The sequence below is a fragment of the Hahella sp. CR1 genome, from assembly GCF_029813005.1.
Taxonomy (GTDB): Bacteria; Pseudomonadota; Gammaproteobacteria; order Pseudomonadales; family Oleiphilaceae; genus Hahella.
The window spans coordinates 54,564-77,946 of sequence record NZ_JAPELK010000014.1; the positions used below are offsets into that span (position 1 = coordinate 54,564).

Annotated in this window: 18 protein-coding genes; 7 read left to right on the forward strand and 11 right to left on the reverse strand. The window is 57.2% G+C overall.

Going from position 1 to position 23,383, the window contains the following annotated elements; genetic code table 11:
• Positions 1-55: 55 nt before the first annotated feature.
• Together ONV78_RS26465 and ONV78_RS26470 are read left to right on the forward strand one after the other, a co-directional pair.
• Positions 56-673: a DJ-1/PfpI family protein gene (locus ONV78_RS26465; RefSeq protein ID WP_279507488.1), complete on the forward strand. Its 618-nt coding sequence runs from the start codon at positions 56-58 to the stop codon at positions 671-673.
• A gap of 155 nt (positions 674-828) precedes the next feature.
• Complete coding sequence (locus ONV78_RS26470; protein ID WP_279507490.1) at positions 829-2,901, forward strand: PKD domain-containing protein; 2,073 nt, start codon at positions 829-831, stop codon at positions 2,899-2,901.
• A gap of 123 nt (positions 2,902-3,024) precedes the next feature.
• Here ONV78_RS26470 and ONV78_RS26475 read toward each other — a convergent pair whose 3' ends face one another.
• From ONV78_RS26475 to ONV78_RS26485, 3 genes are read right to left on the reverse strand one after another with little or no spacing between them, the layout of a single operon-like run.
• A complete protein-coding gene (locus tag ONV78_RS26475) occupies positions 3,025-3,855 on the reverse strand; it encodes a sulfite exporter TauE/SafE family protein (protein ID WP_279507491.1) in 831 nt (276 codons plus the stop codon).
• Positions 3,849-4,310: a hypothetical protein gene (locus ONV78_RS26480; RefSeq protein ID WP_279507492.1), complete on the reverse strand. Its 462-nt coding sequence runs from the start codon at positions 4,308-4,310 to the stop codon at positions 3,849-3,851. The genes ONV78_RS26475 and ONV78_RS26480 overlap by 7 nt, the downstream gene beginning before the upstream one ends.
• Positions 4,300-4,683, reverse strand: a complete 384-nt coding sequence (locus ONV78_RS26485) for a metalloregulator ArsR/SmtB family transcription factor (protein WP_216739448.1) — start codon at positions 4,681-4,683, stop codon at positions 4,300-4,302. Before ONV78_RS26485 ends, ONV78_RS26480 begins: the two co-directional genes overlap by 11 nt.
• A gap of 132 nt (positions 4,684-4,815) precedes the next feature.
• Between ONV78_RS26485 and ONV78_RS26490 the strand changes: the two genes are divergently transcribed.
• Entirely contained in the window at positions 4,816-5,679 is an 864-nt protein-coding gene (locus ONV78_RS26490; RefSeq protein WP_279507493.1) for an MBL fold metallo-hydrolase, read from the forward strand.
• A gap of 44 nt (positions 5,680-5,723) precedes the next feature.
• On the opposite strand, the gene ONV78_RS26495 is transcribed toward ONV78_RS26490, so the two are convergent.
• Together ONV78_RS26495 and ONV78_RS26500 are read right to left on the reverse strand one after the other, a co-directional pair.
• Positions 5,724-7,574, reverse strand: a complete 1,851-nt coding sequence (locus ONV78_RS26495; RefSeq protein ID WP_279507494.1) for a trypsin-like peptidase domain-containing protein — start codon at positions 7,572-7,574, stop codon at positions 5,724-5,726.
• A 188-nt stretch (positions 7,575-7,762) separates the two neighbouring features.
• Positions 7,763-8,554: a transporter substrate-binding domain-containing protein gene (locus tag ONV78_RS26500; protein WP_279507495.1), complete on the reverse strand. Its 792-nt coding sequence runs from the start codon at positions 8,552-8,554 to the stop codon at positions 7,763-7,765.
• 219 nt (positions 8,555-8,773) lie between these two features.
• Here ONV78_RS26500 and ONV78_RS26505 point away from each other — a divergent pair, with 219 nt between their 5' ends.
• Positions 8,774-9,136: an aldehyde-activating protein gene (locus ONV78_RS26505; protein ID WP_279507496.1), complete on the forward strand. Its 363-nt coding sequence runs from the start codon at positions 8,774-8,776 to the stop codon at positions 9,134-9,136.
• A gap of 121 nt (positions 9,137-9,257) precedes the next feature.
• Positions 9,258-9,995 (forward strand): transporter substrate-binding domain-containing protein, encoded by a 738-nt coding sequence (locus ONV78_RS26510; protein ID WP_216739453.1) that lies wholly within the window; start codon positions 9,258-9,260, stop codon positions 9,993-9,995.
• Positions 9,996-10,118: 123 nt separating this feature from the next.
• Here ONV78_RS26510 and hutH read toward each other — a convergent pair whose 3' ends face one another.
• From hutH to ONV78_RS26540, 6 genes are all read right to left on the reverse strand, one after another.
• Positions 10,119-11,651 (reverse strand): histidine ammonia-lyase, encoded by a 1,533-nt coding sequence (hutH, locus tag ONV78_RS26515; RefSeq protein ID WP_279507497.1) that lies wholly within the window; start codon positions 11,649-11,651, stop codon positions 10,119-10,121.
• Positions 11,652-11,671: 20 nt separating this feature from the next.
• The gene (gene hutU, locus ONV78_RS26520; RefSeq protein WP_216739455.1) at positions 11,672-13,345 is read right to left on the reverse strand and encodes a urocanate hydratase; all 1,674 of its coding nucleotides are present in this window, start codon (positions 13,343-13,345) and stop codon (positions 11,672-11,674) included.
• Positions 13,346-13,367: 22 nt separating this feature from the next.
• The gene (gene hutG / locus ONV78_RS26525) at positions 13,368-14,327 is read right to left on the reverse strand and encodes a formimidoylglutamase (protein WP_253938637.1); all 960 of its coding nucleotides are present in this window, start codon (positions 14,325-14,327) and stop codon (positions 13,368-13,370) included.
• Positions 14,320-15,531 (reverse strand): imidazolonepropionase, encoded by a 1,212-nt coding sequence (hutI, locus tag ONV78_RS26530; protein WP_279507498.1) that lies wholly within the window; start codon positions 15,529-15,531, stop codon positions 14,320-14,322. The genes hutG and hutI overlap by 8 nt, the downstream gene beginning before the upstream one ends.
• Before the next feature lie 447 nt (positions 15,532-15,978).
• Positions 15,979-16,686, reverse strand: coding sequence for a histidine utilization repressor (hutC, locus tag ONV78_RS26535; protein ID WP_216739458.1), 708 nt, complete (start codon positions 16,684-16,686; stop codon positions 15,979-15,981).
• 534 nt (positions 16,687-17,220) lie between these two features.
• Positions 17,221-21,639 (reverse strand): DEAD/DEAH box helicase, encoded by a 4,419-nt coding sequence (locus ONV78_RS26540; RefSeq protein ID WP_279507499.1) that lies wholly within the window; start codon positions 21,637-21,639, stop codon positions 17,221-17,223.
• Between the two features lie 179 nt (positions 21,640-21,818).
• Here ONV78_RS26540 and ONV78_RS26545 point away from each other — a divergent pair, with 179 nt between their 5' ends.
• Together ONV78_RS26545 and ONV78_RS26550 are read left to right on the forward strand one after the other, a co-directional pair.
• Positions 21,819-22,613, forward strand: a complete 795-nt coding sequence (locus ONV78_RS26545; RefSeq protein ID WP_216740322.1) for an ABC transporter substrate-binding protein — start codon at positions 21,819-21,821, stop codon at positions 22,611-22,613.
• Positions 22,614-22,628: 15 nt separating this feature from the next.
• On the forward strand, positions 22,629-23,219 hold the full coding sequence (locus ONV78_RS26550; RefSeq protein WP_279507500.1) for a hypothetical protein: 591 nt from the start codon (positions 22,629-22,631) through the stop codon (positions 23,217-23,219).
• The last annotated feature ends 164 nt before the right edge of the window (positions 23,220-23,383 follow it).

Consider the following 23,383-nt stretch of genomic DNA (forward strand, 5'->3'; position numbering starts at 1 on the left):
CGACGCAGGTTGTGAACATTAATAAGCTATACGTGCTAACGGAGAGGGGCGGATCATGAAAGAAAAAATCAAGGTGGCGGCAGTTCTATTTGAAGGTTTTGAACTTCTGGATTTTTACGGGCCGCTGGAAATGTTCGGTTTGGCTGATGAGTTTTTCGTTGTTTATCAAGTGGCTGAAAAGGTCGGACCTGTACGCAGTTCCGCTGGCGTATGCGGCTATGCGGAATATGACTGGGCGGACGTGCGAAGCTATGACCTGATTCTGGTTCCTGGTGGAGCGGGAACTCGCCAACAGGCGGCTAATCCGGCGTTGCTTGAGTGGTTGCGACGGCAGGCGCACAGCGCAAGGGTTCTGGCTTCGGTGTGCACCGGCGCAGGCGTCCTGGCGGCGGCGGGACTATTGGATGGCTATCGCGCCACCACAAACAAGCAGTCTTTCGCATGGCCGATGTCACAGGGTCCAGAGACGGAATGGGTAAAACAGGCGCGCTGGGTGGAGGATCACAATCGCTTCACTTCCGCGGGGATTTCCGCAGGCATGGATATGGCGTTGCGACTGATCGAAGTGCTGGTTGACGCGGAAACGGCGGAGCGGGTGGCGGATGAAGCGGAGTATGAATGGAATAGGAATCCTTCCCACGATCCGTTTGCCGGACGCTTCGGATTAATTTAATGATAGTTTGTAATGTTTGTTGATATGATCCAGCGTTCCGTCAGCTAAGTGATTGACGCAGTGGGACTCTCTGCGCTCACAAGTCACCATCGCGTCACATCGGAGTGAGACGATCAAGCACTGTCAGATACATTACACACAGAAGGATGTCAGTTTTGAAACCTGTTGTTGGAACTCTGCTGGTAGGAAGCGTTTCTCTAGGGATGGTTGGATGTTCAGGAGGTGGGGGATCAGGCGGCTCAGAGCCTGTCAAAGTGGACCCTCCCGCCAATAATATCGCCGCAGTCTATTTTCGCGATCAGGATGGCGCAGTCGGCGCCATCGGAGGCGGCGTCGAGGTTCAATTACTTAAAGCGGCGACGCAGGGAGAACGTGTGCGTCTGTATTGGATGGACTCCACCCAGGGAGCCCGATTGGGCGGCTTGGTGGCGGAGTCGGATTCAGCCGCTCCCACCCATGTCACTTTACCTAATGGAAGTCAGCCGCCGCCTCAGGAAGACGCCCAACTCTTCGCTTATACCGCTACGGCGGCGGGAGAATCTAAAGACGGCGCGCCCGTCAAATTTTTGGATTATCAGAGCAACGCCGAAGTCCAGGGACATGGCGGCTCAGCCTTGGCGAACTGGCGTTATGGCGTTGATCGACCCACGCTGAAAGTCACTAAGTCGGAGGACGGCCGCTGTACTTTCGATAATGGGCTGGTGCAAGTGATAGACATGGCGAATAGAGTGGACGCAGGGTATGCCGGCGATCATTCGAATACCGTCGATGAGCGAAACTTCCCTCCCTATGATTTCGATTGCAGCGCCTCAATGGAAAACAGCTTCCGCACCATATGGGTGGACGAGGCAGAAACTGAGGTCTGGACCTATTCCTCTCTGAATGACGCCCTGTTCTACGGAACGCTGACTCATGACATGTTCGCCAAATATCTGGGCGAGCCGCCTTTGGAAGACAAATTGCGCCTGCGCGTTCACTATGGCAGCTCGTGGCAAGCCAATGTCTATTGGGATGGCGCATACGCTAATTTCAGCGACGCCCTGGGAGCGGCCTACGGACTGGCGACCCTGGACATCGTCGCTCATGAAATTGGCCATGGCGTCCTGTCGCGCATCAGCCGTCTTAAGCTCGTTGCGGCGATGAGTAACGACGCCAGAACCGTGCATGAAGCATTCGGGGATATATCCGGCGTGATGGCGAAATACGAGCACACCGGCGAACTGAACTGGGAGCACTCTAAAGAGTCGAATTACGGGATGCGTCAGCTTGATCGTATCGTGACTGAAACCGGAGCGATCGCCAGCTATTTTGATTATGACGAGGCAGGTAATAACGTTTATCTGCGTATCGGCATGATGACTTACCCCTTCTATCAACTGGCGAACAAGTGGAGTCCTGAACGGGCGTATCAGCTTTATATCAAGGCCGCCAGAGATTGCTGGGACCCGCAAATGGACATGCGCGGCGCAGCGCAGTGCATGCGCACGGCGGCGATCGCCATGGGCGAATCCGAACAGGATGTGGTGACGGCGTTCCGGGCGGTCAAGATAAAGTTGCTGGAGCAAGACACGCTGGCGCACTTTAAGGATGAGAGCTATATGTTGCGAGTCGAGTTTGTGGACGACAGTCGTAGCGACAGTACCGTCGCTTCCTGGCGGTGGGAGTTTGGCGATGGCCTGGTGTCGACAGAGGCGTCACCCCAGCATCTATACGACGAGAAAGGAACCTATGAAGTGTCTCTGCAGGTGACGGACGTTGACGGCCGCACTGACCGCTTCAGTAAATCCTTATCCGTGACGGATGAGTATTGCGCGTTTTATCAGGCGGAGAAGGCGACCCGCCGAATCGATCAAGTGACCGTCGCCGGAACTGTCATCGATACGCCAGATCCTTTGCGTACGGATTACACCGAGAACGCTATCCCCATCACTGATGCAAACGCGGTGACCATCACCGTTAAAGGCGATAAGTTAGTCGTGTCGCCGTCCAACACCTGGAAGATCTGGCTGGATGCGGATAATGACGGACGCTTTGAGAATAGTGCGAATGAGATGCTGCGCGAGGTGGCGCAATCCAAGACGGACGCGTATGAGCTGACGACCACGATTCAGTTGCCGGATGGGTTAAGCGGTGGGCCGCTGTATATGCGCATCGCCGGCGACTACGCCATCAACTCTTCCTGTACTCTGAAGAAAGGTTCTGGCGTGGATATCCGTATCGCGCCGTAATTGCAGGTCGCGCTCTGACGCTGAGGCAAAATAGAGGTAAACAAGCCCGCGGTGACAATGATCGCCGCGGGCTTTTTAGTGTCTGCAATGCTCAGGGATGCAATGGTACAGAGATGTACTGGTCTACAGCAGAGACTTCAGGATCATCATCACACCAACTCCCGCCATGATGACGGCGAAGCCCTGTTGCAGGTGCGGTCCTGCGAAGCGCGGCGCCAGACGGCGTCCGCCCAGCATGCCCGCCATAGCTCCAGCGACGAAGGGCAGGGCGATCAGCCAGGGAAGCGTTTTGCCGCTTAACATGAACAGACTGACGGTGCCCGCGCTGGTGAGGGCGACCGCCATCAGCGAGGTCGCCACAGCGGAATGAAAAGGTAGCGGCGACACCATGCGCAGGGCGGGGACAATAACGAAGCCGCCGCCCACGCCTAATAAACCTGATAGAAAGCCGGTGAGCGCGCCGCTGCTGACGATCGCCATGGAACAGGGGCGGGTCCAACGCAGACGACCGGTATCAGGGTTGAGCTGGCAGATGGGGCCTTTCAGTTCAGTTCCGTCACTTTGTACGGTCGCCCAGCCCATCTTGGCTTCTTCGGGAGCGCGGCGAGCTTGCCGCCACATACGCAGGGCTACGCCCAGCAACACCACGGCGAATACTAACGCCAGCAAATGCACGGGGGCGCGATGGGCGGCCCAAAGGCCGATCGGGGCCATCAGCATACCGGCCAGGGCCATCACTGTCGCAGCGCGATAGCGAACGGAACCTTGCGGCCAGGCGTTCACCACACCTAATGTGGCGGCGGCGCTGACCGCCAGCAACGCCACCGGCGCCGCCTGCGGCAGCGTCCAGCCGAGACTCCACATCAGCAGAGGGATGGCGATAATAGAGCCGCCGGCGCCGGTGAGTCCAAGCAGCACTCCCACGGCGATCCCGAGGAGCGCCGCTGTCAGCATGTTTGCGAAGCTGCAGCGGTCAGCAGGCGACGCACTTCAGGCTCCAGGCCTGTCAGACCGCCTGCGCAGCCGGCATCCAGCGCTTCTTCCACTGATGCGCCATCCACGAAGAAGGCCTTCAAGGCGAGCAGAGCGCCAACGCGATTGCTGCTCATGCAGTGGACCAGGACCGGGCAGTTATCCGCTTCATTCAGTATGTCCGCCAGCGCCCGGGCGTTGGCTTCCGTCAAATCCTGCGGGCCCGCTACCGGAATGTTAAACAGCTGCAGTCCTTGATCGTCGACCGGAAACGCGTTCAATAGGGGCGTTTCGTGAGGCTGACATAGGCTGACGACCGTTTTTACCCCCGCCGCCCGGATGCGTGGGAAATCGTCCGGCGCCGGCAGGCCGCAAGTGAAAAGCTCCGGTTGCGGCCGACGCAGGTTGGGCAGCAGCAGAGAGACGTCATCTGTCATGGGGTTCTCCTTGAATAGTTGGGTTTGAGGCAGGATTGCTGCAATAGTGGCGGTGCAGGAGTTTGACGATGGCCATGGCCGGCCCCTCCGCCACGGAATAATAAACGGTTTGCGCCTGTTTGCGCGTATGCACAAGATGTTGATGGCGCAGCACCGCCAGATGTTGCGATAGCGCTGATTGCGACAACTCCACGAATTCATTCAGTTCGCTGACCCGACGTTCGCCCTCGGACAGCGCGCACAGAATCATCAATCGGTGCGGATTGGAGAGCGCCTGCATCAGCGCGGCCGCAGCTTCCGCATTCAAAGCGTTTCCCATCAAGTCCAAGGGAGCAGGGGATGAAGAATGGGAAGCGGCGACTTTCTTTTTCATTTAGTTAAATCTAAATAAGTGTTTTCTAAATCAGTCTAAGCTAATATATTTAATCTATATCGATTGCGCAATGTCCAAGTGACTAAACTTTGCTGTCATGGACTTAATAGCTTAAGAGCCAAGGGGATGGAAATGAATTTAATCGTGCGGCCCTTTTTCGATCGGGCGACGTACACGCTCAGCTACGTGACGCATGGAGAAGGGGATAACCGTTGCGCCATTATTGATCCGGTGCTGGATTATGATTCCGCCGCCGGGCGCGTCGGCACTGAGTCAGCGCAGGACATTGTCCGTTATGTGAAGGAAAGCGGGCTGGAAGTTGAGTGGATTCTGGAAACCCATGCCCATGCTGACCATCTTTCTGCGGCGCAATGGCTGAAGCGCGAGTTAGGCGGCAAAGTCGCCATTGGCGAGCATATCCGCGAGGTGCAGAGCGCGTTCGGGCGTATCTTCGATCTGGGGGCGGAATTTGCGGTGGATGGCTCGCAGTTTGATCATTTGTTTCAAGATGGCGAGACGTTTCACATTGGCGCGATGCCCGCCCAGGTAATGTATACGCCGGGGCATACGCCGGCCTGCGTCAGCTACGTGGTCGCTGATGCGGTGTTTATTGGCGATACGTTGTTTATGCCGGATTACGGCGCGGCGCGGGCGGATTTTCCGGGAGGCGACGCGACGGAGCTGTATCGATCCATTCGCCGCATCCTGTCATTGCCGCCGCAAACCCGCTTGTTTGTCTGCCATGATTATCTGCCTAATGGCCGCGAGTTGCGCTTTGAAAGCACAGTGGCCGAGCAGCGCAGAGAGAACGTGCTGTGCCATGAAGGCGTCTCTGAGGAGGGCTTCGTGCAACAGCGCAAAGCCAGAGACGCCAAGCTGGGGGCTCCCGCTCTCATGCTGCCGTCCCTGCAGGTCAACATCCGCGGCGGGCACTTGCCAGAGGCGGCGGATAATGGCGTTTGTTATCTGAAGATCCCGTTAAACCAGATCAGCTGAGCCATCCCGATGCGACGGGCGTCGCTATGTCCGCTACCCTGCGCTTAGAGTTTTCCTGCTTTGGCGGCTAGTGACGTCTCCGTCGACACATTGCTGTAGCGTTTAACGTAATCGTTGGACATGGCCGTCGCCTGGGCGAGTTGCTTGCTGTTCATGATGCCTTTCAGGAACTGCTTCATTTCAGAGGCCCGTTGCGGGTCCCAGTCTGAGATGGTTTTGCCTTTCTTGTTGAGTTCGGCGGCGGTCAACCAGGCGTAGGCCTCCACATAGTCTTTGTTGACGCCCAGTTTTTTGTAGTAGCAAAAAGCGACGCTCAACTGCGAGACCGGATTACCCCGTTGAGCGGCCTTGAGAAAGTGTTCAAATCCCTTGCTTTCGTTTTTGGCGAGTCCCTGTCCCTGTATGTACATTACGCCCAGATTATGCAGAGCATTGGTGCTGCCGGCGGCGATGGCTTTCTCGAAATAGTTGGCGGCCTGCTCATAGGAGCGATAGACGATTTTCCCTTCCTTATAAATCAAACCCAGCGAGTTCAGCGCTTCCCTGCTGTTCTGGTTGGCGGCTTCCGTCAGCCACTTCAGCGCTGACGCACTGTTGGGGCTAATGCCCACGCCATATTGATACATTTGCCCCAGCAACATTTGCGCTTCCATGTTCCCGGTTTCCGCCGCCTTCTTCATGTAGTCCGCCGCCAGGTAATAGTCCTGCTGTCCCGCCAGCCCATCAAGCAGCATTTTACCCATATAAAAATGCCCTTGTTGGTGCCCATGAGAGGAGGAGGTCTTACAGGAGGTCATGGCCGCCGCATACTTTGAGTTGACGTAATCCTGCTCACAGGCGTCGCTTAACTGGCTGACGTCCACGGCGACGGGTTGCGCATTGCGCAAGGCATTTTCGCGGTAACTGTCGTAGTCGAACTTGGCGCTGGCGGTCGTCGTCGCGGGTTGCGATGGCGCGCCGCTCGCCAATAACAGATTGCGGCTGATCTGGTCTTTGACCGTAGCGATAGGAATCGCCATGCCGATGCCTTCCATACCGCTCAGCCGTAAAGTATTCACGCCAATGACTTTGGCGTTGGCGTCCAGTAGCGGGCCGCCGCTGTTGCCTGGGTTGATGGCGGCGTCCGTTTGCAGCAGAGTGACGCCTTCAAAGTCCCTGATGCCGGAGAGAATGCCGGATGTTACGGTAAACTCCAGTCCAGCGGGCGAGCCGACGGTGTAAGTAGGTTGCCCTACTGCCGGATCGGTTTTCACCGCCGCGTCGAAGTATCGGCACTCTTTGACGGCGCCCACCAGAAAGGCCAGGTCGGTGTCTTCGCTCTTAACGACGGTGTGCGCGGCGAAAGTGCGGCCATCCAGCGTTTTGACCTGGACGCTGGCGTTTCGCTGTTCGGAAGACAGCTTATCGTAAGCTTGCTGCAGTTCCTGGCGATACTTTTCAATGCTGCGCAGTCTGTCCTGATCCGTGTTTTGCTGGGCCGATCCTTTATATCTGGGATATTGCTTTTCCCAGGTTGCGATGCGTTCGCGGGCTTCCTGGGTTTTTCTATCCACTTTGTCGATGGCTGCGGAAACTTCCTGCAGCGCGGGATTATCAAACTCCACCACATGCCGGTTGGTCACAATCAGACAGTCTTTATTGATAAAAAATCCCGAGCCTACGCTGGCCCCCACACTGATGGAGACCGCGGCTTCCCGCGCTTCCTGAATCGAGCGGATGATGTGCGTATCGACGGTTTGCTTGTCTTGGCTTTTGGGCTCCACGATGACGATGTGCGTCCCTTTTTCGGGCTGCGCTGGCGCGTCCTCATTCGAACAGGCAGTGAGCAGCGCCGGTGCGATGAGGCTGACTGCAAGCAAGCGGAAAGTCGCGGCGAAGACTCGGGTATAGGACATGGATCACCTTATAGGGGGATGATTATCGGCATGCGCCATTGCATGCGCCATTATAGGTCGCGCGGAGCAGTGTATTGGGTCGTGCGCACATGGATTTGACGTTGTTTTGCATCCGCAAAACTGAAGGTATCGGGATTTGGTAAGGCGTTTTGTATGCATGACGACGTCCATGTCTGGCAGACCCTGAATTATTGAAATTCCGTGGGGCTGGGAGCGAGCTCTTCCATGCCAAAGCGCTTTTTCAGTTCTTCATATGCTTTGTCCATGCGATATAAGCGATAGGCTTCGGCGAACTCTTCCGCCATACCGTCCGGCGCCTTGCGCGAGAACGCTGCGTACATGCGCTTGCCGGGAAATAAAGCTCCGTCCAAACGCTGCACTTGTTCATCCAGTCCGGCGATTTCCGCGCGGGCTCTTTCTATGGCGCTGGTGGCGCCGAAAATGGCGTCGAATCGGTTACTGATCAGCATGATGAAAAGCTGTGACTGATTAACGGTCGGCTGTTCTATAGGCGCTTTTCTGCGAATCAGATCTATCACCTGATCGCTCATGTAATAGCCGCTGGCCGCCGCCGTGCGCCAGCGCCAGACAAACTGCTCCAGCGGCGGGTCATAGCGAATTTCGTCATTGCGATCGCGTCTGATGTAAATGGTGGTGCGGGAGACATGCAGCAGGTTGTCCGGCAAAAAGTCGGCGAACTTCTGTCTTTCCGGAGAAATAGCGACGAAGGTCACCGCATGCACGCCGCCTTCCTCCAGTTCTTTCATGGCCCTTTTCCACGGATGCCGGCGAAACTCGATATCCCAACCCAGTCGCGCCGCCACCGCACGCATGATCTCAACGTGAAAACCGGTAAGATGCGCCGTTTCGTCGATATACTCGAAGGGCGAATTATTGGCTTCCTCCATGCCCACCAACAGAGTCCTGGCCTGACACCATGGCGCAAGCCAGCAGCAAAAAGCGACCAGAAACCATTTCATATAGCCTACCTCGACCTGCGCGGTGATAGGTTGAAACCTTTACCGCAGTAGTTACCTGTGAGCCTATACAAGTATAGACGTTAGATTGGGCGTTATTTACTTCCAGGAAGCCATCAAGCCGAATTTATTTCGTCTATTTTCGCCCAACCAAATCTGTATGATGATTTGCTTGCGCTTTATTGCGCAGAACGCCAACCGCCAACCGAAAAGGACCTCAATATGCTTAAAGCTTCCTGCCATTGCGGCAATATCAATATAGAAATGCCTCGGGCGCCTGAGGCGTTGGTGAGTTGTAATTGTTCGATTTGTCATCGCCTTGGGGCGTTGTGGGGACGTTTTGCTCCTGAAGAGGTGAATGTGGTGTGGACGGAGGAGGCGCCGAAACCCTATCGCTGGGGGGATGAGTATATCGACTTTCAGCATTGCCCGCGTTGCGGTTGCGTGACGCACCATACCACCACGGAAAACTGGGAGGAAAAGCGGATAACGATAAATTGCCGTATGTTGGAGCCGAAATCGATTGCGAACACGCCAATCAAAAAGTTTGACGGCGCGGATACGTGGAAATTTATTGAGGAATGACAAATTTTTACTGACGTAGAGACCTGAATACCCCCGATTGTCTGGCAAATCCGGCGCCTTCAACCATAATTTGATTGAACGGACGCATAGATTTTCCGTTAATCAATTGAGGGTTTCTTCGATGAAGTTTAAATCCGCCATTTTGACCTTCCTTGCGTTATTCCTTGCGGTTTCCGTCCGAGCGGAAACCGTCACCGCCGCCGGCGATCCCTGGCCTCCATTTATTGATCCTAACGACCCGGATGGCGGCGTCGCCGTGTCTCTGGCTCGAGAGGCTTTTTCCCGTTCTGGGTTCACTCTGGAAATGAATATCATGCCCTGGGCGCGAGCCATTGACGGCGTCAAAAACGCCAAATACGACGTGCTTATCGGCACCTGGTGGACGAAAGAGCGAACGGAGTTCCTTGCGTACAGCGAGCCTTATCTAACCAATGAGATTAAATTCATCAAACGCAAAGGCGATCCATTTGAATACAACGGAATGGACAGCCTGACCGGCAAGTCTGTGGGAATCGTCAGAGGCTACGGATACGGAGATGAATTCCTCAACGCCACTAACTTCAAGCGGCCGGAAACCGCGGACTTTTTACCAAACGTGAAGAAAGTGGTGTCCGGCAGGGTGGATCTTACCCTGGAAGACGAGCTGGTGGCGCGCTCGCAGATCGCCAAAGAAGAACCAGGGTTGATCGATCAAATTGAATTTACCCAGAATGCGTTGAACGCCAATACATTGCACGTAACCTGCGGCCTCGCCAACGCCAAGCATGAAGAAATTATTAACGCCTTGAATAAGGGCATGGCGGCGATGAAGGCGGATGGGACTTTCGATCAGATTTTGAAGAAATATGGCATGAAGTAGCGATCGCGGACCCTGTCTAGTCCTGAAACAGGCGCCAACCTATTTCAGGACGGGGCGCCCTAAAGTAAAAAGCCGGACGTTTAACAGCGTCCGGCTTTTTCTTGGGGTCGTTCTAACGGCAGGTTAGAAGCTGACCATCATGCCTTGCGGCAGCCACTCGTTGAAGACAGCGGAGGCCAGCAGTTGCTTGGCTTGTTCGATGTCCGGGCCGAAGTAGCGGTCGTGATCGTAGAACGGCACCACCTGACGCACTGACTTGCGCGCTTTCTCCACCAATGCGGAGGACTTCAACGGGCTGCGGAAATCCATGCCCTGAGTGGCGGCCAGAATCTCGATGGCGAGAATGCCGCGGGTGTTATCCGCCATGTCGGTCAGACGACGGCCGGCGTAAGTCGCCATGGACACGTGGTCTTCCTGGTTGGCGGATGTCGGCAGGCTGTCCACGCTGGAAGGGTGAGACAGACATTTGTTCTCGCTGGCCAGCGCGGCGCTGGTCACCTGGGCGATCATGAAACCAGAGTTCACGCCGCCGTTGTCCACCAGGAAAGGAGGCAGCTTGGACATGTTCGGATCGATCAACAGCGCCATGCGGCGTTCGGACAGAGAGCCGATTTCCGCCAGCGCCAGCGCCAGGTTGTCCGCCGCCATGGCGACCGGCTCCGCGTGGAAGTTGCCGCCGGACAGAATGTCGTCTTCGTCTGCGAATACCAGCGGGTTATCGGATACCGCATTGGCTTCCGACTGCAGCACTTCCGCCGCGTTGCGGATCTGGGTCAAACAGGCGCCCATGACCTGAGGCTGGCAGCGCAGGGAGTAGGGGTCCTGCACCTTGCCGCAGTTGCTGTGACTCTGCGCGATCTCACTGGTGTCCGCCAGCAGGTGGCGATACATGACCGCCGCATCGATCTGGCCTTTCTGGCCGCGTGCGTCATGAATACGAGGGTCGAAAGGCGTGCGGCTGCCCAAGGCTGCCTCTACGCTCATTGCGCCGGTCACAGTGGCCGCCGCGAACAGATCTTCAGCGAAGAACAAGCCTTCCAGGGTGAACGCCGTGGACGCCTGCGTGCCGTTGAGCAGCGCAAGGCCTTCTTTCGGCGCCAGAGTGACAGGCTGCAGGCCGGCGATGTCGAGAGCGGTCATGGCGTCGACGATTTTGCCGTCGTGTCTGGCCTGACCTTCACCCAGCAGGACGCAGCTCATATGCGCGAGAGGGGCCAGGTCGCCGGAAGCGCCTACGGAGCCTTTCTTGGGCACGATTGGGTAAACTTCAGCGTTAACCAGCTTGATCAGCGCGTCCACCACCAGACTGCGAATGCCGGAGTAGCCCCGCGCCAGCGCATTGATTTTCAGCGTCATCATCAGACGCACGGTGGCGTCGTCCATGAAGTCGCCGGTGCCTGCTGCGTGAGACAGTACGATGGAGCGCTGCAGCACTTCCAGTTGATCTTCGGCGATACGGGTGTTGGCCAGCAGGCCAAAACCGGTGTTGACGCCATAGACCACGCGACCTTCGCGCATGACGCGGGCGACGGCTTCGTGGGATTTATCCATGACGCGGTAGGCGTCTTCGCTCAGTGACAGTTTCACCGGGCCGCGGCTGACTTTGCGCAGATCCGCCAGGGTAAGTTGACCGGGATTAATTAACAGCTCGTTCACGTTATGTACTCCGCTACGCATTAGTCTTTCAACATCGGCAAGTCGAGGCCGTTCTCTTTGGCGCAATTACGAGCGATGTCGTAACCTGCGTCGGCATGGCGCATTACGCCGGTGCCGGGGTCGTTGCGCAGCACGCGGGCGATACGCTGATCCGCCGCTTCGGTGCCGTCACAGACGATCACCACGCCGGAATGCTGGCTGAAGCCCATTCCTACGCCGCCGCCGTGGTGCAGAGACACCCAGGTGGCGCCGCCGGCGACATTCAGCATGGCGTTCAGCAACGGCCAGTCGGAAACCGCGTCGGAACCGTCCATCATGCTTTCAGTCTCCCGGTTGGGGCTGGCGACGGAGCCGGAATCCAGATGGTCGCGGCCGATAACCACAGGGGCTTTCAGTTCGCCGTTACGCACCATTTCATTGAAAGCCAGACCCAGACGGGCGCGGTCTTTCAGTCCTACCCAGCAGATACGCGCCGGCAGCCCCTGGAAGCTGATGCGTTCGCGCGCCATATCCAGCCAGTTGTGCAGGTGCGGATTGTCGGGAATCAGTTCTTTGACCTTGGCGTCCGTTTTGTAAATGTCCTCTGGGTCGCCGGACAACGCCGCCCAGCGGAAGGGCCCTACGCCTTCGCAGAACAGGGGACGAATGTAGGCGGGCACGAAACCGGGGAAATCAAATGCATTCTTCACGCCTTCTTCCAGCGCCATCTGACGGATGTTGTTGCCGTAGTCCAGAGTCGCTGCGCCAGCTTCCTGTAACGCCAGCATGGCTTGCACCTGCACCGCCATGGATTGCTTGGCCGCTTTGACCACGGCAGCGGGGTCTTTCAGACGCATTTCCGCTGCGTGCTCCATGCTCCAGCCTTGCGGCAGGTAGCCGTTCAGCGGGTCGTGAGCGGAAGTCTGGTCGGTGACCACGTCAGGAGTAACGCCGCGCTTGACCAGCTCCGCGTATACGTCCGCTGCGTTGCCCAATAGACCGATAGAGATGGCTTCGCCGGTCTTCTTGGCGTCTTCGATCATCGCCAGAGCGTCGTCCAGGTCTTTCGCCTGCTTATCCAGGTAGCGCGTGCGCAGACGGAACTCGATGCGGCTGGGATCGCAATCCACCGCCAGCATGCAGAATCCGGCCATGGTCGCCGCCAGAGGCTGCGCGCCGCCCATGCCGCCCAGACCGCCGGTCAGAATCCATCTGCCGTGGGCTTCACCGTTGAAATGCTGCTTGGCGACGGAAACGAAAGTCTCGTAAGTGCCCTGCACAATGCCCTGAGAACCGATGTAGATCCAGGAGCCGGCGGTCATCTGGCCGTACATCATCAGGCCTTTCTTATCCAGCTCGTTGAAGTGTTCCCAGTTGGCCCAGTGGGGCACCAGGTTGGAGTTAGCGATCAGAACGCGGGGCGCGTCGGCGTGAGTCTTGAATACGCCTACCGGTTTGCCGGATTGCACCAACAGCGTCTCGTCATCTTCCAGGCGCTTCAGCACTTCCACGATTTTGTCGAAGCATTCCCAGTCGCGGGCGGCGCGGCCGATACCGCCATACACCACCAGGGATTTAGGGTGCTCGGCGACTTCCGGGTCCAGATTGTTCATCAGCATGCGCAGCGGCGCTTCGGTCAACCAGGACTTGGCGTTCAGCTCAGAGCCGCGTGGGGCGCGGATCTCTCTCTGGTCGTCATGGCGAGGATCTTTCATCGGTTTCTCCTGTGAGTTACTTCTACGCTTTTGTTGTTGGTTTTCCCAGCAGCCCGGCCAGGCGCGCGGCGAGTCGTGCGGCGACGCGGGCGGTTCTGCTGTCGATATCGTAAGTGGGGTTATATTCGGCGATGTCCGCCATCAGCACTGGCAGGCCTTTACGCTGAATAGCGTCCAGCATGGCTTCGACGATTTCCAATGGAACGCCGCAAGCCGCCGGGGCGCTGACGCCGGGAGCGGTGGCCGCCGGCAGCACATCCAGGTCGATAGTGAGATAGAGACAATCAATTTTGCTCATGAAGGCGTCCAGCGCGCGCAACATGGGACCCAATTGGGTAAAGCCGCAATGGGTGTCTTTCAGATAAGTGACGCCAAGTTTGTCGGCGCGGTCGAATAAGGCCTGGGTATTGGCGTATTCACTGATGCCGAACACCGCATAGTGAAAGGGCTTGCCGGTGTTCTTGCAGTATTTGGCGATCTGCTGGAAAGGCGTACCGGAGCTGGCCCCTTCGCTGTCGCTGCGCAGATCAAAGTGAGCATCCAGGTTAAGGATGCCGAGCACTTTGTCCGGCGCCGCCTGATCCAGGTGTCGGCGCAGGCCCTGAAAGCTGCCCCAGGCGACGTCATGTCCGCCGCCCAATACGATAGGGTTGTGTCCTGCCTGCAGCTGTTTGAATACCTTGTTGGCCAGCGCCGCCTGGGCGTCTTCCAGCTCGCCTTCCCATTTAATATTGCCGCAGTCGTAAACCGGGCGGGAAAGGCGCCAGGGCAGGTTCGCCAGAGCCTTGATGATTTCGTCAGGGCCGTTCGCCGCGCCCACGCGACCTTTGTTGATATAGACGCCGAGATCGCAGGGATAGCCGATCAACGACACGCCCGCCGGACTGTCTTCCTGCGGCGCGCGAACTTGCTGGTGCCAGCGTACGGCGGTGGGGCCGTCGGCGCTGTCGATGCGACCTGACCAGACTTTTGCCTCAGACATTGTGAATTTCTCCATGAAAAACGCGTTGATGCGGACCGGTGACGCCGAATTCGTAGCTCAACTGAGCCGGGTGCTGGCAATCCCAGACAATGAAATCCGCCGCCATGCCCGGCGCCAGATGACCGATGCGGTCCTGCATGCCTAGGGCCTTAGCGCCGTGGCGGGTGACGCCGGCGAGGGTTTCTTCCGGGGTCATGCCAAAGAAGGTGCAACCCATGTTCATCATCAGGCGCATTGACGCCAGAGGGCAGGAACCGGGATTAAGGTCTGTGGCCAGAGCCATGGCGACCTTGTGCTTGCGCAGCAGATCCATGGGGGGCCGCTGGGTTTCCCTCAGGAAATAGAAGGCGCCTGGCAGCAGCGTCGCCACCGTGCCGGAAGCCGCGATAGCCTGCACGCCAGCCTCGTCCAGATATTCCACATGGTCGACGGACAGCGCGTTGAATTCCGCGGCGAGCTGGCTGCCGCCGCTCAACGTCAGTTGCTCCATGTGGCCTTTCACCGGCAGGCCCAGTTTCTGCGCAGCTTCGAATACCCGGCGGCATTGCTCTGGGGTGAATGCGATGGACTCGCAGAACACGTCCACGGCGTCAGCGAGCTTTTGCTCATGGGCCATGGGCAGGGCTTCTTCGCAGATCCAGGATATATAGTCGTCGGAGCGACCGGCGTACTCGGGAGGCAAAGCGTGAGCCGCCAGCAGGGTGGTGCGGACGTTGACCGGATAGCGTTGCCCCAGACGTCGCGCTACGTGCAGCATCTTCAGCTCTGATTCCAGATCCAGACCGTAGCCGGATTTGATCTCTACTGTGGTCACGCCTTCCCGCAGCAGGGCCAGCAAGCGCTTCTCAGATTGCTGCATCAGCTCTTTCTCGGTGGCGGCGCGGGTGGCGCGCACGGTAGAAATAATGCCGCCGCCCTGTTTGGCGATGTCTGCGTAGGAAACACCTTGCAAGCGCATTTCGAATTCAGCGGCGCGGTCGCCGCCGTAAACCAGATGGGTATGACAATCCACCAGGCCGGGGGTGATCAGGCGACCATTGGTGTCAGTGATGTTATCGGACGCGCCGCCATCCCATTCAGACATGGGGACGATGGCTTCTATATTGCCGTGCGCCACGCCGAGTGCATGGTTTTCCAGCAGTCCGTAAGCGTGTTGGGCGTCAGGATCAAGGGTGGCGATCCTGGCGTTGATCCACCAATCCATAAAATCTCGCTCTCCGCAGTGTTTTTATAAATGTATATACATTTAAAGACAAAAAATGCGTTTTGCGCAAGAGGGGAGGTGAGAAAAAATTCTTTTCATAACGAACACCGAAACCGGTTAGGCGTAGCTTGGAGACTATGCTTTCATGTCGTAATAACTATAAAAATAGAGGGTTTAAGACATTTTTTGAATTTGGCGTGCTGATACGAATATAGCGAATTCTGTATCCGCACAGCCCCATGTAGCGGGATGTTGAGAGATTAGAAAATTTAAATGTATATACAAATTTTCAGTTCGTTAACTACTTGATCTATAGGCAGGATGGTTAGAAACAGGGGGGAAGATAAGGAAACCGCAAGAGTCCGCGCGCGCGAAAGGCGAGCCTGCGGCTGTCAATCGCTACAAGACAAACAGATTTGATGATCGCTATGGAAGAGGGGACGACGCCTATGAAAAGTGGCTGTCGGATTGCAGGCGATAGCGGCTGCCAGGATAAGTCAGGTGGGCGCTGCTGACTAATTGCTGACGGCTCCAGGTGCGACGATAGATGCGCAGGCAGGGCTCATTGATATTGATTTCCAGCAGCTCGCACTGGTCCGGGTCCGCCAGCACCGCTTCAATAATATGCTCCACATCGGAAACCGGATAAACGGAGGTAAGGTATTGATTGGGAGTGACGACGGAAAAATCCTGGTCCAGATATTCCGGCGCCAGCAAAGGGTTGATGTAACGATCTTCCAATTGCACCGGCACGCCGTCTTCCTGATGGACGATTAAGGTATGAAACACCGCTACGCCGGTTTTGATGCCCAGCTGCACCGCCACATTGGAAGAGGCGCGCAATTGCTCCTGCTTGACGATGCGGGCGCTGTAATCATGTCCCCGGGCCTTGATTTCCTCCGCGATATTGCGGATATCCTGAAAAGAAGAGGTGGGCTTGGCGTCGTTGACGAAAGTGCCTTGCCCCTGATATCTCACCAGACGCCCTTCATTCACCAGATCCCGTATCGCCTTGTGCACCGTCATGCGGCTGACTTGAAACTGCTGCGCCAACTGCATTTCCGTGGGAATGCGGCCGCCGACCGTATAGCGCTGGCTCTCGATGCCGCTGACGATAAAGTCCTTAACCTGCTGAAACCGGGGTTTGGATGACACGGATAAATTGTCCTTGCGATTGCCTGACGAAAGCCGTCAATGATTCGGGCGCATATTGTATAGGCATTTTAGCGGCGAATCAGGAAGTTGTAATGAGCAAGCCGCATCGGCGGTCCATGTATACAAATATTTACATTTAATTAGTGCATTTTATGAACAGCGGCTATGCTTACAAGCGAGCCGGGCGTTGGATCGAGTGGTTGCCTCCAATCAGACGCCGTCTGTGTCCGCTGTATCCATCGTAGTGCCTGTGTTGTGCTCGCCGAGGGAACTCTGAATAGCCAGAGGAGTCCCTGCAGGATACCGCGGCCGGCTTTTTGCGAGTTGCTTCATCCGTTCACCCTGCAGGCGTGGCTAGAACGCCGACAATAAACAGAGGAGTGAAGCAATGATAATCAAACACCTCCCGACGCATCCCTTTCCGGTTGTTCCAGCAAATCTGAAGGTATTTCTGTTTTATCTGGTCGCGATTATGTTTGCGGTAAGCGGTATCGCATTGGGTTGACGTCCCGGACGCCCGCTGGATGGCGGGCGTCACAGCAGTTTGCGGTTGAGCGCGACGTCCTTGTATCCCTTCTGCACGTCGAACATCCGGCTCAGAGGAACGAGGTAGGGACTGTCCGTGGCTTTCTCGCCGTTAATGGTTTCCAGGTTGATGCTTTTGAGCGGCTGATGAGGTCGATACAGCAGGTTGCATAAAGGCGCCAGACAGGCCTCTATGTCTGGATGGTCTGGGGCAATCGTGATATCCAGCTGTTTGCCATTGCGTCGAGACGTCATGATCAGCTCCGGCCCCCTAAACGCCATATGGATGGAATCCAAACGTTTCGGCAGTTGTTGTTGCAGGCCCGGCAAGCCCAGCCCGCAAAGCGACATGGGATCGGTGGCGTTGAGCCAGTAGATCTGCGTCTGCGACAGACCGTTCTGCAGCATTTGCAGCGCGATGGGGGTAATGAACTGTGGGCCGGGGATATCTTTGAAAAAGTAGCCGCCAATAATCTCTCTGGAAAGCTCCATCAGGCGCAGAGAGCGAAACACTGCGCTCCAGCGCATTTCCGGCAGCTCTCTTTGTAGCAGTTCGCGAAACACTACGCCGTAGCGACTTAGTAGCAGGCGTGCGCGGTCTTTGCCGCGTTCCTGTTCCGTTATCGGGTCTTCCTGCCGCAGAGGCCAGCGCACCTGCCGCCAGGTTCCGGGACTGTTCGCCGCCTGTTTTGACTGGGCGAAGGAGTGGCGCATGGCGCGTCGGCGCGAAGGAGGCCTGCCGGAACTCTGAGCGGGCAAGTCGGGAATAGTGAATTTGTTTTCTACCCCTCTGCGCAACGCGGCGAAGGTGTCATTGTTGATGCGTTGCTTCCATACCCAGTCCCATAAGCGTTCAGTCAGCGTAGTGTTGTCCAGCCCACTTTTCCCGGAGAGGGCCTGGAAGTCGTAACGGCTGTCGGCGTCTGGAAACAGGGTCTGCAGTTCGCTGGCGTTTGTTTCGTTCAGAGAGGTGGGAGCGTCAAGCAGATCCAGATCCGCATTGAAGCAGAATAGGGTTTTGCCTTCCTCTACGCCAAGCCACTCCAGGTCGGATTCCTGAAACAGATGATCCAGCAAGGCCGGGTTGTAGTCCGGCAGTCGCGCGGGGAGTATTTCATTCTCCCACAGCGCAGCAGGGGCGGGCGTTCCCTGCAGGCGTTGCACAATATCGAAGAGTCGCTCATGGGGATCGTCGTCGCGCTCACACGCTTGGGTCTGCCAGCAATGTAAGAACAGGGGAAGCTGCTCCAGGGGGAGAGGGGCGAATTCCGGCGCGGCCTCTTTGCGCGCCATATGCAGGAGGATTTCGAAGTTCTCCCGGTCGCAATAACGCAGCTCGGTATCCCCTTCGATCAGCGGGCCGGCCACGATTGCGCGCGCTTCCACCAGATCGGCGAGAGCCCGTTGCAAACGTTGTGGATCGACGCCAAGCCAGTGGCTTATCTCCGAGGAGGATACCGGGCCGTAAAAGCGCAGCCACTCGCCCAACAGCGTATCGAAGAGCGCATCGGATTCCGCATCCCCGTCGGTTTCCGGATAGAACGCCTGTGCGAAGGCGTCCTGGTTTTCCCGCGCCACCATAATCTGGGCGTCGCGATGCGTCAGACGAATACGTTTGGCCTCCGTCGCCGTCAGCATGTCTTGCAGCGTCTCCTTGCCGGATTCCGACTCAATACGGGCGAGTAATGCGCGCCATTCAGAACCAGGAATAGCGCCGCGTTCCTTGATCCAGTCCAGCAGGTCCCGCGCGCTGTCCGGCGCATATCCTGGCGTCAGACGCTGGCGTTTCTGCACGAAGCGCTGACACAGTTCGGCGTTTACGGCGGGACGTAGTTCATCGTTGTACAACAGCTCTCGCAGCAGGTCCTCGCTGAGATTGGAGGTCTTGTCCGAGGTGGGCGTGTCGTCCTTGTACATGTACAGGTTGACCTGCTCCCAGGCGATATTCTGCGCCATGGGGCTGGGCGTCCGGGTGTTGGCGACGGACCATTGCACCTGTCCGGTTTGCAGCTCCTCCAGCAGTTGTTTTAATGCGAGAAGATCGAATTCGTCCTGCAGACAGGTGCGCCAGGTTTCCAGCAGAATGGGAAAGTCCTCGTACTTGAGCACGGAGTTCAGCAATTTCTGCGACTGTAAGCGACTCATCCACAAAGGCCGGCGTTCATTGAACTTGCCTCTGTTGAGCAGCAACGCCCGGCCGGCGCATTCCCGGAAACGTGCGCCGAAAAAACCGGAGCCTTCCAGACGGACGCGTAACAGCGTCTCTATCCGCTCAGGGGAGACCAGAGAGAGAATGGTTTCGACGGGAATCTCCTCCGGCATTTGCAGGACGATGCACTCGTTACTGACATACACCACCGGCTGCTCGCCGAAGGATTCCAGCCAGGCGGCTTCCAAAGCCATGCCCCAGGGGCGGTTCACTTCCGCGCCCCAGCCGGTATGCAGCACCATCTGACGGCCGTGGCTGTGTCCCAGTATTGAGTCGACGATCTCCACCAATAGATGGTGACGATGTGGCAGGGGGCGTCCTGTGTGGGCCCGTTGGCGACGCAGGAAATCCAGCAGGGAGTCCGCCGCTTCCGCAGTCATGCAATATTGCGACTGCAAGGTGGCGACCAGATCATCGGCGTCCAGGTTGGCGTCCAGATATTTCAGGAACAGGCCAATTTGTTCGGAAAAGTGGAAATTACGACTGATGGACTCGGCTTTCCAAAACGGCGGCGTAGTGGCGCCCGCTTTAGCGGGAAGCACGAATACGTCGTTGTGGGTGATTTTCTGGATTTGCCAGAATTGTGCGCCGAGAGTGAAGCTTTGTCCGATTTTCGCCTCCCAGACAAACTCTTCGTCCAGCTCGCCGATACGGGCGCTGCTGTCCTGATGACGCAGATGAAAATAACCGCGATCCGGTATCACGCCCCCGGACTGATAGAGAGAAAGCAACGCGCCCGGTCGCGCAGTGACCGTGTTGTCCAGGCGATCCACGGAGACGCGCGCCTGCAGTTCGCGGATGCGACTCTCCGCATAACGCCCCGCCAGCATGTCAATCAGCAGATCAAATTGGCGACGGGGCAAAGGGTGGTAAACGCTGGACATGCGCAAATGGGCGTACAGCTCATCCAGGTCCCAGGTGGCGACGCCGGTCATGGAGATAATTATCTGCGCCAGTACATCCAGAGGGCATTGCAATGGGCGCACCGGCTCCAGATCTCTTTCCATAATGGCTTTGGCCAGGACGGCGGACTCCAGAAAGTCTTGCGGATGCGTGGGAAACAGCGAGCCGACGCTGACGTCGCCGACATTATGTCCGGCCCGACCCACGCGCTGGATCGCCGCCGCCACTGAACCGGCGGTCTGCACCAGTACGACTTCGTCCAGCGCGCCGATATCAATGCCCATCTCCAGAGAGCTGGTGGCGACGATAGCGGCCAGTTCGCCTCCCTTGAGGCGTTGCTCCACCTCGGTGCGAATCTCCCGCGACAGCGAGCCGTGGTGCGCGTAGGCCACCATGGCGTCCGCCGCCTGATTGATTTTGTAAGTGAGCTTTTCACACAGGGCGCGATTATTGGTGAAGATCAGCGTGGCGCGGTTGGCCTGAATTCGCGTCAGCAGGGTTTCCGCCAGGGCGTCCCAGAGGTGTTTATCCGCCCCGCGCTGGGCGATGGCGGCCGGATAATTGACGCTGAGCCGGTAATGCTTGGCGGCGTTGGACTCCACCAGCGTGATCGGGCGCTTGCGGTATTGCGGGTGGCGCGCGTAGTCCGGTTGGGCGACATCCAGTTCGTAGCCGGCGATAAAGTCTGCGGCGACGGAGATGGGGTTGATAGTGGCGGACAGGGCGATGCGCTGAAACTCACCGGACAGATCCACCAGACGCTCCACGGCGGAGATCAGGTAAGCGCCCCGTTTGACGCCAAGCAGGGAGTGCGCTTCATCAATGATGACCGTATCCAGATCCTGCAGCAGGCTGAGGCCGCTTTGCGAACTCAGCAGCAGGTTGAGGCTTTCCGGCGTGGTGATGAGAATCTCCGGCGGTTGCCGTAGCATCTGGCGGCGCTCGCCTGAGGGGGTGTCGCCGCTGCGGGTCTGCGCGCGGATAGCCGGGAAGGGCTCGCCTTTGCGCTCAAAGCAGGCTGTCAGCTCCGCCAGCGGGCGGCTGAGGTTATTGCGGATATCGTTATTCAGCGCTTTCAGTGGCGAAATATAGAGGATTCGCGTACGCCCCGGTTGCAGCTCGCCAGTGGCGAAGCGGTTGAGGGCCCAGAGAAAGGCGGTGAGGGTTTTGCCGCTGCCGGTGGGAGCTGTGATCAGGCAATGCTCGCCGGAAGCAATGCGCGGCCAGGCTTTGTTTTGAATATCCGTAGGCGCGCCTAAATTGGCGGCGAACCATTCCGCGATAATTGGATGAAATAAAGCCAGCGCCTGGGACATAAGAAACCGTTGTCGCCCTGTGGTCGTAAATAAAGCTTGCCGATAAAAGTAATCTGAATCATATATGAATTCGGCGAAAGTTTGACGGTTCCGCACTTCGCGTAAAGAATTGAAGGTATAACGCCTGTGTCTGGTTTCTGTGGGACGAGGAAACCGTTTTGGTGTGGAGGCTACAAAGCATGCGATGGTATTCCTGTCCTGTCCTCTCTTGTCCTGCCGTGGCGCTGGTTGCGTTGTTGTTGGGCGCATCCTTGTGTCGGGCTGATGAAGCGATTGAAAAACTGACGTTTATGACCGAGGACTATCCCCCCTTTAATTACGTTCAGGACGACAAGCTCAAAGGGTTCTCCGTTGATTTGCTGGAGCTGATCCTGAAAAAGCTCGGTTCAAAAAAGACCCGCGAGGATATCCAGGTGCATCCCTGGGCGCGCAGCTACCGGCTGACCCTGAAAACTCCCAATACGGTTTTATTTGTCATGACCCGGCGCGGTCCGCGGGAGGATCTTTTCAAATGGGTGGGACCAGTGGCGGCGTCGCCGATTGTGTTGCTGGCCAAAAAAGAGCGCAATTTGAAAGTCCGCTCATCGGAAGAGGTGAAGCAATTTCACATCGCCTCCGTACGTGAAGACATCGCTGAAATCGTACTGGATGAATACGGCGTGCCCCCCGAAAAGCGTGAGCCGGTGCCTTACCCGGAACTGGCGGCGAAAATGCTGGAGGCGGATCGGGTGGACATGTGGGCCTATGGCGATATCGCCGCCTACTGGATCATCAAACAGAACGGTTTCAATCCTTCTGAGTATGCGCCGGTGTATGACTTTGGCTCCGCCGGCGATAATTATTACGCCTTTAATATCGATACGCCGGACTGGATTATCGAGCGCTTCCAGAATGCGCTGGACGAACTGAAAACGGAGATGGAGCCCAACGGCCAATCCGTTTATCAGAATATTATTGATCGCTACATCAAGTAGGAACGGACGTCCCGCATGAACAAAGATCTCAGTGTCGGCGCGCTTATGGGGCTCGCTTCCGGTTTGTTGATCGCCGGCATCGGCGTGTTGCTGGAGCTGGCGGACTGGAGCGACGCCCTGTGGGTGAACTACTGGATGCCCGGCGGCGTGCTCGGCGCCGCCATCTGTTTCGGCGCCTGGCGACGGGGCTGGAACGCCGAGCGCAAGGGGCTGCGCCTGCTGATCGTTATCGCCGCCACGATTCTGGGGTGGCGTTTATGCTTTCTGTTCTTCATCTCATCCTGGGAGGTCGTGTCACTGGCGCTGATGGGCGCGGTGGGCGCTTGCGTCACTGCAGTCGGCGTTATCCTCGCCTGGCGCATACGCGCCTGGTGGATCTTTTTGGCGTCATTCACTCTGGCCGGCGCGGCGGGCGGCGTGGTGGACTTCGTGCTGATCAACAGTCTGCCGGAGGTCGCCAAAGTGGCCGTCTGGCATGGCTTTTGGGAAAGCGCGGCGATTTTCCCCGTTTGGCAGGCGATAACGCTGGCCTGCGCCCTTGCTGTAGGCGGCCCCAACTCGCCAGATAGGGCGTTCCCAACGCCTAAAACAGGTAAACGTCGTTAAATTAAATTTGCGTAACCCTTGATCCCCGACTAGCCTTTCAGCTATCCAGTTAGCGGTCCCTGCATTACCGGCGAGCCAAGGTCGGCGACAATACTTTTTTCTTTTAAAAACAGGAGCGAAGTCGGTAGGAGAGACTGGATTGAATTGCGTTTCCAATTAATGGA

Bases quoted from the DNA above. Each gene is read 5' to 3' on its own strand.
- ONV78_RS26465 (WP_279507488.1), top strand. From the start codon at position 56: ATGAAAGAAAAAATCAAGGTGGCGGCAGTTCTATTTGAAGGTTTTGAA.
- ONV78_RS26475 (WP_279507491.1), bottom strand. From the start codon at position 3,855: ATGCTGACAGCGGCGCTCCTCGGGATCGCCGTGGGAGTGCTGCTTGGA.
- ONV78_RS26480 (WP_279507492.1), bottom strand. From the start codon at position 4,310: ATGACAGATGACGTCTCTCTGCTGCTGCCCAACCTGCGTCGGCCGCAA.
- ONV78_RS26485 (WP_216739448.1), bottom strand. From the start codon at position 4,683: ATGAAAAAGAAAGTCGCCGCTTCCCATTCTTCATCCCCTGCTCCCTTG.
- ONV78_RS26490 (WP_279507493.1), top strand. From the start codon at position 4,816: ATGAATTTAATCGTGCGGCCCTTTTTCGATCGGGCGACGTACACGCTC.
- ONV78_RS26495 (WP_279507494.1), bottom strand. From the start codon at position 7,574: ATGTCCTATACCCGAGTCTTCGCCGCGACTTTCCGCTTGCTTGCAGTC.
- ONV78_RS26500 (WP_279507495.1), bottom strand. From the start codon at position 8,554: ATGAAATGGTTTCTGGTCGCTTTTTGCTGCTGGCTTGCGCCATGGTGT.
- ONV78_RS26505 (WP_279507496.1), top strand. From the start codon at position 8,774: ATGCTTAAAGCTTCCTGCCATTGCGGCAATATCAATATAGAAATGCCT.
- ONV78_RS26510 (WP_216739453.1), top strand. From the start codon at position 9,258: ATGAAGTTTAAATCCGCCATTTTGACCTTCCTTGCGTTATTCCTTGCG.
- hutU (WP_216739455.1), bottom strand. From the start codon at position 13,345: ATGAAAGATCCTCGCCATGACGACCAGAGAGAGATCCGCGCCCCACGC.
- hutG (WP_253938637.1), bottom strand. From the start codon at position 14,327: ATGTCTGAGGCAAAAGTCTGGTCAGGTCGCATCGACAGCGCCGACGGC.
- hutI (WP_279507498.1), bottom strand. From the start codon at position 15,531: ATGGATTGGTGGATCAACGCCAGGATCGCCACCCTTGATCCTGACGCC.
- ONV78_RS26540 (WP_279507499.1), bottom strand. From the start codon at position 21,639: ATGTCCCAGGCGCTGGCTTTATTTCATCCAATTATCGCGGAATGGTTC.
- ONV78_RS26545 (WP_216740322.1), top strand. From the start codon at position 21,819: ATGCGATGGTATTCCTGTCCTGTCCTCTCTTGTCCTGCCGTGGCGCTG.
- ONV78_RS26550 (WP_279507500.1), top strand. From the start codon at position 22,629: ATGAACAAAGATCTCAGTGTCGGCGCGCTTATGGGGCTCGCTTCCGGT.